The organism is Ruegeria sp. BE3 (genome assembly GCF_056538865.1).
The window spans coordinates 132891-144505 of sequence record NZ_JBQFTW010000007.1; the positions used below are offsets into that span (position 1 = coordinate 132891).

The 11615-nt window shown below is 58.0% G+C and carries 10 protein-coding genes; 8 read left to right on the plus strand and 2 right to left on the minus strand.

What is annotated here, in order from left to right:
* Window positions 1–205 precede the first annotated feature (205 nt).
* From nudC to ACR0AZ_RS16125, 3 genes are read left to right on the plus strand one after another with little or no spacing between them, the layout of a single operon-like run.
* Window positions 206–1189 carry an NAD(+) diphosphatase gene (gene nudC, locus ACR0AZ_RS16115; RefSeq protein WP_480471786.1) on the plus strand — a complete coding sequence of 328 codons (984 nt, stop codon included), beginning with the start codon at window positions 206–208 and terminating at the stop codon, window positions 1187–1189.
* Between the two features lie 39 nt (window positions 1190–1228).
* Complete coding sequence (locus ACR0AZ_RS16120; protein ID WP_480471787.1) at window positions 1229–1696, plus strand: SRPBCC family protein; 468 nt, start codon at window positions 1229–1231, stop codon at window positions 1694–1696.
* Between the two features lie 48 nt (window positions 1697–1744).
* Entirely contained in the window at window positions 1745–2299 is a 555-nt protein-coding gene (locus ACR0AZ_RS16125; protein WP_480471788.1) for a chloramphenicol phosphotransferase CPT family protein, read from the plus strand.
* A gap of 7 nt (window positions 2300–2306) precedes the next feature.
* Here the strand turns inward: ACR0AZ_RS16125 and ACR0AZ_RS16130 are convergent, their stop codons facing one another.
* Window positions 2307–3140, minus strand: a complete 834-nt coding sequence (locus ACR0AZ_RS16130; RefSeq protein WP_480471789.1) for a prephenate dehydratase — start codon at window positions 3138–3140, stop codon at window positions 2307–2309.
* 121 nt (window positions 3141–3261) lie between these two features.
* Here ACR0AZ_RS16130 and ACR0AZ_RS16135 point away from each other — a divergent pair, with 121 nt between their 5' ends.
* From ACR0AZ_RS16135 to ACR0AZ_RS16155, 5 genes are all read left to right on the plus strand, one after another.
* Window positions 3262–3771 carry a c-type cytochrome gene (locus ACR0AZ_RS16135; protein ID WP_480471790.1) on the plus strand — a complete coding sequence of 170 codons (510 nt, stop codon included), beginning with the start codon at window positions 3262–3264 and terminating at the stop codon, window positions 3769–3771.
* Window positions 3772–3947: 176 nt separating this feature from the next.
* Window positions 3948–5858 carry an extracellular solute-binding protein gene (locus ACR0AZ_RS16140; RefSeq protein WP_480667876.1) on the plus strand — a complete coding sequence of 637 codons (1911 nt, stop codon included), beginning with the start codon at window positions 3948–3950 and terminating at the stop codon, window positions 5856–5858.
* Between the two features lies 1 nt (window position 5859).
* Window positions 5860–6954: a microcin C ABC transporter permease YejB gene (locus ACR0AZ_RS16145; RefSeq protein ID WP_480667877.1), complete on the plus strand. Its 1095-nt coding sequence runs from the start codon at window positions 5860–5862 to the stop codon at window positions 6952–6954.
* A complete protein-coding gene (locus ACR0AZ_RS16150) occupies window positions 6955–8061 on the plus strand; it encodes an ABC transporter permease (protein WP_480667878.1) in 1107 nt (368 codons plus the stop codon).
* On the plus strand, window positions 8058–9635 hold the full coding sequence (locus ACR0AZ_RS16155) for an ABC transporter ATP-binding protein (protein WP_480471794.1): 1578 nt from the start codon (window positions 8058–8060) through the stop codon (window positions 9633–9635). The genes ACR0AZ_RS16150 and ACR0AZ_RS16155 overlap by 4 nt, the downstream gene beginning before the upstream one ends.
* A 22-nt stretch (window positions 9636–9657) precedes the next feature.
* Here ACR0AZ_RS16155 and ACR0AZ_RS16160 read toward each other — a convergent pair whose 3' ends face one another.
* Window positions 9658–11583, minus strand: coding sequence for an elongation factor G (locus ACR0AZ_RS16160; protein WP_480471795.1), 1926 nt, complete (start codon window positions 11581–11583; stop codon window positions 9658–9660).
* Window positions 11584–11615: the final 32 nt, after the last annotated feature.

Sequence of the window (11615 nt, forward strand, 5' to 3'; positions counted from 1 at the left end):
GACGCGCCGAATTATCGTGTTTCAAAATTTCAACTTCTGACTGTCATCGTAACAGATTTTTCACCATGAGGTGGACTTAGTGCAAATTCCGGGGCAATGCTGCGGTCTTTCGGCGGCAGATCAAAAATATTTTGTTTGCTCAAATTCCGTTGCACCGACAGCACAGACATGGCAGCCCTTGGCGCGGCAGGCGAGGACAATAGGCATGAAACGCGCAGAACAGGTTACTTTTGGCGGCTCGGGCTTGAACCGGGCGGGATTGTTGCGGAGCGACCCAGAGAAGCTGGCGCAGGCCTATGATGATCCCAAGGCGTGTTGTTTGCTGCTGTGGCGTGGCAAGGTGCTGGTGCAGGGTGAAGCCCTGGACAAGCTGGCGCTGATCGCGATGGACCACGAGATTTTGCAAAATGGTCCGGATGGAGTGATCGAAAAGCCTATTCTGTTGGGCCTTTCAGACGATGCCATACCTTTGTTCGCTATGGATATTTCCGGCTGGACGGCCAAAGGATTGGATTTGGCCGGTGTCGGAGAATTCGTGGATCGCAGTGAACAGCAGCACCCCGATCTGCCTGAGGGTCATGTCTTTGCCGAACTGCGTCGCATCATGACGCGCCTCAGCCCACGCGATGCAGAGCTGGCGGCGACGGCCAAGGCGGTGATCGGATGGCATGAGACGCATCGGTTCTGCGCTCGATGCGGCGCCGCCAGCGAGATCTCTCAGGGCGGATGGCAACGCAGTTGCCCTGCTTGCGGTAGCCAGCATTTCCCGCGCACCGACCCCGTGGTGATCATGCTGATTACGCATGGCAATTCGGTTCTGATGGGGCGTTCTCCGGGTTGGCCGGAAGGGATGTATTCTCTGCTGGCCGGATTTGTTGAGCCCGGTGAAACGCTTGAGGCGGCAGTGCGGCGCGAGGTGATGGAAGAGGCCGGAGTTCCCGTCGGTGCAGTGCGTTATCTGGCCAGTCAACCCTGGCCGTTTCCCGCGTCCCTGATGTTTGGCTGCGCGGGTGAAGCTTTGTCGCCAGATATCCAGATTGACCCGGTTGAGATCGAAGACGCGATCTGGGTCAGCCGGACTGAAATGATGCAGGCTTTCGCGGGGGATCACCCGACCCTGTTACCGGCCCGCAAGGGCGCGATTGCGCATTTTTTGCTGCAACACTGGCTTGCAGACACGCTGGACTAACGAGAGACTGGCGGCGACGCGAGACAGAGAAGAACCGAGATGCAGTTTTCAGCACAGGAAGATATCGAAGTCCCGATCGACACGGTGTTTGCCATGGTGGCGGATTTTGAGCGTTTTGAGCGCATGGCCATACGCCGCGGGATCGACGTTCGGCGTACTTCCGGGTTTGCATCGCCGCATGCAGGTACGTCATGGGAGACGGTGCTGAATATCCGCGGTAAGCCACGCCAGATTTCAATCGTGCTGAGCGAATGTGAAACGCCGTCGTTGATGCGATTTCAGGCCAGTAGCAAGGGTATGAACGGAGATACTCTTATTGAACTGCTGGCTCTGTCGCAGCGCCGGACACGGCTGAGCGTGATGACGTCGCTGAAAGCAAAGACACTGCCTTCCCGGCTACTGCTGCAATCCCTGAAACTGGGCCAGTCCCGGTTTCGCCGCCAGTTCCAGACACGTCTCAGCGACTTCGCGCGCGAGATGGAAGAACGTCACCTGCACGGGGTTTGATTGAGCAAGAACCTGACCGGTCAACTACCAATGAACAGGTGCTAGCGAATGCGGATAGCCCAAAGATCACAGATCATTCTCCTGCATGGCGCGTCAAGCAGTGGCAAAACGACGATCGCACAGGCGCTACAGAACAGAGCCGATGTGCCATTCTGGCATATCTCTATCGACCATCTGAGAGACGCAGGCATTTTGCCCATGCATCGATTTCGAACCGGTGAATTTGACTGGGCAGACAGCAGGCGAGAGATATTCGACGGCTTCCACTGGTCGCTGGTGGCTTATGCGGATGCGGGCAACAATCTGATTGTCGAGCATATTTTTGACAGTCCGGGCTGGATCGAAACACTCAAACCCGATTTTGGTCGTCATGACGTCTTGTTCGTGGCGGTACACTGTCCGGTCGATGTTTTGGAACAACGAGAGAGGGCTCGTGGCGACCGTAGGATAGGCAGCGCAGTTCAGGATCAGCAAACCATACATCTCGGGCGCGTGTATGACCTTGAAATCGACTCAACGGATGATACCGGTGCGAACGCCGTTAGAATTCTGAACGCTTTGAAGTCAGGGGTGCGCCGGTCCGAGTTCCGAGCGTCGACCTAATCTCGAGTTACCCACGCGGTTGCGCCGCCGGGTATACGCCCAGCAGTTCGACATTGGTCGTGAAATGTTCCAATTCGTCCATCGCGAGTTTGACGTTATGGTCATCCGGATGACCTACGATATCGGCGTAAAACTGCGTTGCTGTGAAAGAACCATCGACCATGTAGCTTTCGAGCTTGGTCATGTTGACGCCATTCGTCGCGAACCCACCCATCGCTTTGTAGAGTGCTGCCGGGATGTTGCGGACTTGGAACACAAAGCTCGTGATCATCCCGTGATCACCCCGGCGCGCAAGATCGACCTCGCGTGACATCACCAGGAACCGGGTTGTGTTGTCGCCATGATCCTCGATGTGGCGTGCCAGCACATTCAGGCCATAGATCTCGCCTGCCAGTTCGCTGGCCAGCGCGGCTGAGTGAAGCTCACCTGCCTCTGCCACCTCGCGGGCAGCGCGGGCGTTGTCAGGGCTGACACGGCCTCGGATGTTGTGCTGTTTGAGGAACCCGGCGCATTGAGGCAGCAGAACCAGATGGGAATGGGCCTCGGTTATGTCGTCGAGCTTTGCGCCCGGAACCCCCAGCAGGTTGATATGCACCCGCACAAAGGCCTCGTCGATGATATGCAACCCGCTATGGGGTAGCAGCCGGTGGATGTCCGCGACCCGGCCATAAGTGGTGTTTTCGACCGGCAGCATCGCCAGATCGGCCTCGCCCGAGCGCACTGATTCGATCACATCTTCGAAAGTTCGGCAGGGCAGGGCGTCCATATCAGGGCGCGCGTTACGGCACGCCTCGTGGCTATAGGCGCCGGGTTCTCCCTGAAATGCAATGCGTTTGGTCATTTGGTCGTTTCCGTGCAACAAGTTCGCGAATTGGGCGTTTAGTCGCGGTGTCTATACCTTGCCTCTTCTCAGGGGAAGCCTTAGACACCCCCAAGACAGCTGAAATGGACACGCGATCAAAATGTTCGACACGATGACAGTTACCAAGGCCGCAGCAGGCCTGTTTGGCACCTTCTTGGTGCTTCTTCTGGCAAAATGGGGGGCGGACGTCCTCTATAGCTCTGATAGCCATTCTGCCGAAGCAGCTTACATTATCGAAACAGAAAGCGCGGGTGAGAGCGCTGACGGTGAAGAGGTCGTATTCGAAGACATGCTCGCCGCAGCCGATCCTGAGAAGGGCGCACGTGTGTTCCGCAAATGCACCGCCTGCCACAAGCTTGAGGACGGTGCCAACGGCACAGGTCCATACCTCTATGGTATCGTAGACCGCCCGGTCGCAACGGCCGAAGGCTTCACCGGCTATTCAGCTTCGATGCAGGCCCATGGCGGCAACTGGACGCCGGAAGCTCTGGACGCGTTCCTCGAGCGTCCCAGCGCCTATATCTCGGGCACTTCGATGAGCTTTGCTGGTCTGAAAAAACCGCAAGAGCGCGCCGATCTGATTGCGTATCTGCAAACCATCGGAAATTGATCGACCGGTCAGAATTGAAGATTTCAAAGCCGCTGCCTGGTGCAGCGGCTTTAATTTTTTGTCTGACAAGAACTTCACAAAGCGTTCACGCATTCTAAACTTGCAACAGTAAGTGTTGGTCTTTTAGCTGGCCTGCACGACATTGAAGATCACAAATGACCCAGAGGACGAGCATCATGAAATCCCTTCTGACCGTACCGCGACCGCCAAAGTTTCAATCTTGGGCTGCGGTGCTTGGGATTTCGGCTACGGTCTTTTTGTCTGGCGGAAATATTGCCGCTGCCAACGAAGAAGCAATAACGCGCAGTCATGGCTATTCTTACTTTGGTAATCTGGATTATCCGGTCGATTATCCGCACCTGAACTATGTAAATCCGGATGCGCCCAAAGGTGGTGAGCTGTCGCTTGCCGGTTCGGGGACGTTCGATTCGCTGAACCCCTTCTCACGCAAGGGGCGCGCGGGCGCGCTGACGACGATCCAATATGACTCGCTGATCGACAGCACTTCTGACAGTGTCGGGCAATACTATGGTCTTCTGGCCAACAGCATCGAGTATGATGAAGGCCGCAACTATGTGATCTTCCACATGCGGCCCGAGGCGACCTTCTGGGATGGAACTCCGGTTACGGCCGAGGATGTCGTCTATAGCCACCGTTTGTTCATCGAGCAGGGCCTGCCATCTTATGCCCAAGCCGTGGGGCGCATGGTCGAGAATGCCGAGGCGCTGGATGATCACACGGTGAAATTCACTTTCAACCCCGAAGTGACACGGCGCGGTCTAATCGAAACGGTGGGCTCAACGCCGATCTTCTCAAAAGCGTGGTTCGAAGCGGATGAGAGCCGCCGTCTGGATGAGCCCCGGCTGGAAGTGGCCGTGGGATCGGGCCCCTACAAGCTGGACAACTACGATATCAATCGCCGGATCGTGTACAAACGGCGTGATGACTACTGGGGTAAGGACCTGCCGATCAACGTGGGTCGGAACAACTACGATACCATCCGGATTGAATATTTTGCGGACCAGACCGCTGCGTTCGAAGGCTTCAAAGCGGGCGAATACACCATGCGCATCGAGAGCGATCCGAAGCTTTGGGCCTCCAGCTATGATTTTCCGAAGTTGAGCGAAGGCTCTGTCGTGCAGGATGAAATCGCTGACGGCAGCCCTCCGACGCCGTCGGGCTTTGTGTTCAATCTGGGCAAGCCGCAATTCGCTAACAAGAATGTGCGCAAGGCTATCGCGCTGGCATTCAACTTCGAGTGGGCCAATGAATCGCTGATGTTTGGCCTGAACTCCCCGCGCAGTTCCTTTGTGCAGGACACCCATCTTGAAGCAAAAGATGTGCCTACAGGCGCAGAGCGTGCGTTCCTCGAAACTCTGGGCGATGTGGTGCCCGCCGCCGTTATGAACGAGCCTGCGCTGGTGGTACACGAATCCAATGCAGCCCGCCTGAATGATCGCCGTAACCTGCGCCAGGCGTCAAAGCTGCTGGATGAGGCCGGTTGGCCCGTGGGTGATGGCAATCTGCGCCGCAACGCAGAGGGGCAGACGCTGAAGGTTAATATCCCCTACGCCTCCAGCATTCCCACATCGACCGCAACGATGATTGAGACCTTTGTCCAGAACCTGCAATCCATTGGCATAGATGCGACGGCGGAAAAGGTAGACCCATCGCAGTTCACCCTGCGTCGGCGCGAGCGCGACTATGACATGGTGTATTCGACCCGTTACGGATCTTTCCTGTCCACGGGCGGCGGGCTGAGCCAGATGTATGGCTCGGAAGAGGCGGCGTTCAGCCTGTTTAACCCGGCGGGTCTTGCCAGCCCGCTTGTGGATGCCGTGATCGAAGCGTCATTCGACACCACAAATCAAGCCGAACAGGACGCGGCGCTTATGGCGCTGGACCGTGTGCTGCGCTATGAGTTCTTCATCATCCCTGATGGGTATGTGGCGGATTATTGGACAGCTTACTACGACATGTATGAATACCCGGAAAACCTGCCTCCGTTCACGCTGGGCTATCTCGACCTGTGGTGGGTCAACCCCGAGAAAGAGGCGGCACTGAAGGCGAAAGGCGCGCTGCGGTAACATGGGCGCCTATATTCTAAGACGTCTGTTGCTGGTCATACCGACCCTTCTGGGCATCATGATCGTCAACTTCACGCTGGTGCAGTTCGTCCCCGGCGGACCGATCGAACAGATCATCGCACAGATCGAAGGTCAGGGTGATGTCTTTGCCGGCTTTGCAGGCGGCGGCGACGCCGGGGCAGGGGCCGAGCCCGCAGGCGGTGTCTTTGACGACAAATACGTCGGTGCCCGCGGTCTGCCGCCCGAATTCATTGCAGAGCTTGAGAAAGAGTTCGGCTTCGACAAACCGCCACTCGAACGTTTTCTGGGCATGATGGGCAATTACCTGACGCTGGATTTTGGCGAGAGCTATTTCCGCTCGATCAGTGTGATCGATCTGGTGCTGGAAAAGATGCCCGTGTCGATCTCGCTGGGACTTTGGTCAACGTTGATCGCCTATCTGGTCTCGATCCCGCTGGGTATTCGCAAGGCAATCAAGGACGGGTCGAGTTTCGACACCTGGACCAGCGGAGCCATCATTGTGGCCTATGCCATCCCCGGGTTCCTGTTTGCCATCCTTCTGCTGGTGCTCTTCGCGGGGGGCTCGTATTGGCAGATCTTCCCGCTGCGGGGGCTGACTTCGGACAATTGGGACAGCCTCAGCCTGTTCGGCAAGATCACTGACTATTTCTGGCATATCGCGCTGCCGATTATCGCGCTGACCATCTCGGCTTTTGCGACGCTAACGTTGCTGACCAAGAACTCATTTCTGGATGAGATCAAGAAGCAATACGTCATGACCGCCCGCGCCAAGGGCCTGAGCGAGCGCAAGGTCCTCTACGGCCATGTTTTCCGCAACGCGATGCTGATTGTGATTGCCGGTTTCCCGGCCGTCTTCATCGGTGTGTTTTTTGGCGGTTCGATCATCATCGAGACGATCTTCTCGCTGGATGGTCTGGGCCGACTGGGGTTTGAGGCCGCAGTGGCGCGCGATTATCCGGTGATCTTCGGCACGCTTTTCATCTTTGGCCTGATGGGGCTGGTTGTCGGCATCATCAGCGATCTGATGTATGTGCTGGTCGACCCTCGCATCGATTTCGAAAAGCGGGAGGGGTAAATGGCGCTTTCCCCCCTTAACCAGCGCCGCTGGCGCAATTTCCGACGCAATGGACGGGCGTTCTGGTCGCTGATCATCTTCTCGGTCCTGTTCGGCCTGTCGCTATTTGCCGAGTTCATCGCCAACGACAAACCGATCCTTGTGAAGTATCGCGGTGAATTCTACACGCCCGTTTTCAACTTCTACGCCGAAACGGAATTCGGAGGCGATTTCCAGACCGAGGCGATCTATCGCGACCCCGAGGTCATGTGCCTGATCGATAGTGGCGGGCTGGAGCAGTGTTTCGACGATCCCGAAGGCATTATCGACGAGATCAAGGCGGGTACGTTTGAAGCCGATGGGTTCGAACGCGGCTGGGCCATATGGCCGTTGATCCCTTATTCCTTCAACACCAGTGTGGATCGCCCCGGAGCGGCACCCTTGCCGCCCAACAGTCAGAACCTGCTGGGCACCGATGACACCAAGCGCGACGTGCTGGCGCGTGTTATCTATGGCTTCCGCCTGTCGATCCTGTTCACGCTGATCGTCACCGGGGCCGCCAGTCTGATCGGCATCTTTGCAGGGGCCATCCAGGGCTTTTTCGGCGGCTGGCTGGATCTGATCTTCCAACGCATCATCGAGATCTGGTCCTCCACCCCTTCGCTCTACGTTATCATCATCATGTTCGCCATTCTGGGTCGAAGTTTCTGGCTGTTGGTGATCTTGATGATCCTGTTCAGTTGGACCGGATTGGTGGGCGTCGTGCGCGCTGAATTCCTGCGGGCACGCAACCTTGAATATGTCCGCGCCGCGCGCGCGCTGGGGGTTGGCAACATGACGATCATGTTCCGCCACATGCTGCCCAACGCGATGGTCGCCACGCTGACCTTCATGCCGTTCATCGTGACCGGAACCATTGGTGGGCTGGCCTCGCTGGACTTCCTCGGCTTCGGTTTGCCGTCCTCGGCCCCGTCGCTTGGGGAACTGACCTTGCAGGCGAAACAGAACCTGCAGGCTCCGTGGCTGGCCTTCACCGCCTTCTTCACCTTTGCCATCATGCTGTCGCTGCTGGTCTTCATTTTTGAAGGCGTGCGCGATGCGTTTGATCCCAGAAAGACCTTCTCATGAGCCTTTTGGATGTGAACAACCTCAAGGTCTCGTTCCGGCAGGACGGGCAGGTTTCGGCGGCGGTCAAGGGCGTGTCCTTTACGGTCGACCGAGGAGAAACCGTGGCGCTGGTGGGCGAATCCGGTTCGGGCAAATCCGTGACCGCGCTCAGCACTGTGTCGTTGTTGGGCGATAGCGCAATAGTCGAAGGCTCAGTCACCTATGACGGGCAAGAGATGATCGGTGCGTCCGAAGACAGATTGATGGACGTGCGCGGCAATGACATTAGTTTTATATTTCAAGAACCGATGACCTCGCTCAACCCGCTGCATACGATCCAGAAGCAGATGGCGGAATCTCTGGCGCTGCATCAGGGCGTTACGGGCGATGCGGCGCGCACGCGGATTGTGGAACTTTTGAACAAAGTTGGCATCCGCGACCCCGAAGAGCGGTTGGACAGTTATCCGCATCAATTGTCCGGTGGACAGCGTCAGCGCGTGATGATCGCGATGGCCTTGGCCAACAAGCCGGACATTCTGATCGCGGATGAACCGACGACCGCGCTGGACGTGACGATTCAGGCGCAGATTCTCGAATTGCTGGCCGAACTGCAAAAGTCAGAGAACATGGGGATGTTGTTCATCACCCATGACCTTGGCATTGTGCGCCGCATCGCCAACCGGGTCTGTGTGATGAAGGATGGCGAGATTGTCGAAACCGGCGTGACAACGGAGATTTTCGACAACCCGCAACACCCCTATACTCGTAAGCTTCTGGCGGCCGAGCCGTCCGGGCACCCCGACCCGGTGGCCCCGGATGCCGAAGAGGTGGCCCGCACTGATCACCTGAAAGTCTGGTTCCCGATTCAGCGCGGGTTTCTCAAACGGACCGTGGGCTATGTGAAAGCTGTCAATGATGCGACGCTTAGCGTGCGCGCAGGAGAAACATTGGGGATCGTAGGCGAAAGTGGATCGGGCAAGACAACGCTGGCGCTGGCCATCATGCGTTTGATCGCGTCCGAGGGCGGGATCACTTTCCGCGACCAGAATGTGCGCCGCTGGTCAACGCGTGAACTCAGGCGGTTGCGCAAAGACATGCAGATCGTATTTCAGGATCCGTTCGGCAGCCTCAGCCCCCGTATGACCTGTATGCAGATCATCGCCGAAGGGTTGGCCATACATAAGGTCGATCCCCATCGTGCCCCGCGCGAATTGGTGGCCGAAGTGATGACCGAGGTTGGGCTGGACCCAGCCGCGATGGACCGTTACCCGCATGAGTTTTCGGGTGGGCAACGCCAGCGGATCGCCATTGCCCGCGCCATGGTATTGAGGCCCAAGCTGCTGGTGCTGGACGAACCAACCAGCGCGCTAGACATGACCGTGCAGGTGCAGATTGTTGATCTGTTGCGGGACCTGCAAAGGAAATACGGGCTGGCCTATCTGTTCATCAGCCATGACCTGAAGGTCGTGCGCGCGATGTCTCACAACGTCATCGTCATGCGCAACGGCGATGTGGTTGAAATGGGCGCTGCCGAGGATTTGTTCGAACACGCCCAAACCGATTACACCCGCGAACTGATTGCGGCGGCGGGCTGACGGGCAGCCCGCGCGTTTGGCCTCAGGCGATTTCCTTGTTCTTGGCTGACGCGGGAACGGGGCCGCGCAGCTCTTCATAGTGATCGAATTGCAGTTTCACCCAGCCGGTGCCACGGGTGGCGCTGGCGAGGGTGCGGTGCAGCTCATCCTCGGCAACAGCCGGAAGCTGCGCGTTGAAGATTTCCCAGCCCGACGCGTTCGGATTGCCCTCGAAGCCCAGCACCTGACCTTGCAGCGAACTGATCGTCGGGACCAGATCGCCGACGAAGGCCGATGGCAGATGAATCTCGGCGTTCAGGATCGGTTGCAGGACAACCGGTTTGGCCTCGGGCAGCGCTTCACGTACGGCGTTCTTACCTGCCGTGCGGAAGGCGTAGTCCGAGCTGTCTACGTTATGGTGTTTGCCGTCACTCAGCGTCACCTTGACGTCCACGACAGGGAACCCCTCGGGGCCTTCGACCAGAGCATCCTTGGCCCCATGCTCCACCGAGGGAATGTAATTCCGCGGTACCGCTCCGCCTTTAACCACTTCTTCGAACTGGAACCCAGATCCGCGTGGCAGCGGTGCGATGGATATAACGACATCGGCAAATTGCCCCGCACCACCGGATTGCTTGCGATGGCGATGGCGATGATCGACCTTCGTGCGGATGGTTTCGCGATAGGCAGTTCCGGCGGCCTCGGCCTCGATCTCGATACCGAAATCTTCAGCCAGCTTGGCGCTCACGCGCCGCATATGCTGCGGACCTTGCGAGCCCAGAATGGAATGACCGCTCAACTCGTCCTGTTCCAGATGCAGGCCGGGATCGATCTCGACCAACCGGGTCAGCGCGTTCGACAGGCGTACATCGTCACGCTCATGCGCGGGCGAAACGACCTGACGGTGCGCAGCAGGGTGTGAAGATGCCCATTCCGGCAGCGGCGTTGCCGCCGCACTATCATAGATGAAACCGGGGTTGAGATGGTCGGACTTCACCGCCAACCCGATCTGTCCGGCCTCAAGGGCGCTGATCTGGGTCTTGGCATCTAAGGTGGTCAGGTTCCCGACGGTTTCGCCACCCAGAGATTCGTGTGCTTTCACCCCGTCACCCAGACCGCGCAACACGGTGATCTTGCCGATATGCTTTTTCACATCTGCAAAGCCAGCGATGGCACGTGCGTTCTCTTCAGCCTCATCCCTATCTGCCGCGATGCTGAATTCCGGCGCCTCATGCCGCAGCGCTTTCATCAGCCGGGTCAGGCCATTGCCATGACTCGCGGCACCCAGGCATGCCGGGATCAGCTGGTGGTTCTGCAAGACCTGCGCGGCCAGTTCATAGACCTCTTCGCTGGGCGGCTGTTTGTCCTCGATCAGCTGCTCCAGAAGGTTGTCGTCAAAATCCGATAGGGTCTCCAGCAGTTCGGTGCGTGCTTCCTGTTCGCGGTCTTCTACCGATTGCGGCAGCTCGATCAGGGCCGAGGGCTGGCCTTCCTGATACTTCCACGCGCGTTCCGAGATCAGGTCGACGGCACCGATGATGGTGTCCCCGTCGCGGATCGGAACCTGTCGCAGAGCGATGTGATGAGTGCAATAGGTCTGTAGTGCCGCAACGATGTCGCGGATGCGGCCATTGGGGCTGTCCATGCGGTTGATGAACAGGAAACAGGGGATACCCGCTTCTTCCACCAGCCTGAGATACGGGGCACACAGGACGGCGGCATCCGGATCAGGCGGCACGACGACCACGGCCGCGTCCGAGATGGCCATTGCGGGGCCGACATAGGCCAGCGCATCGCCGCCTCCGTCCACGTCCACCGCGCACCAGGGTTCGTCCAAATAAGAAAAACCGTGCAGATGCACGGTTCCGGCGATATCGAATGTTGTGGGCCGCCCGTCGAGGCGGCTGATCGCTTCGACCAAGGTGGTTTTGCCCGATTGGCTGGGGCCGAGGACGGTGAAAACGCGCATGGGTGCTGTCCCTCTTTCAGTTGCAACTTGGC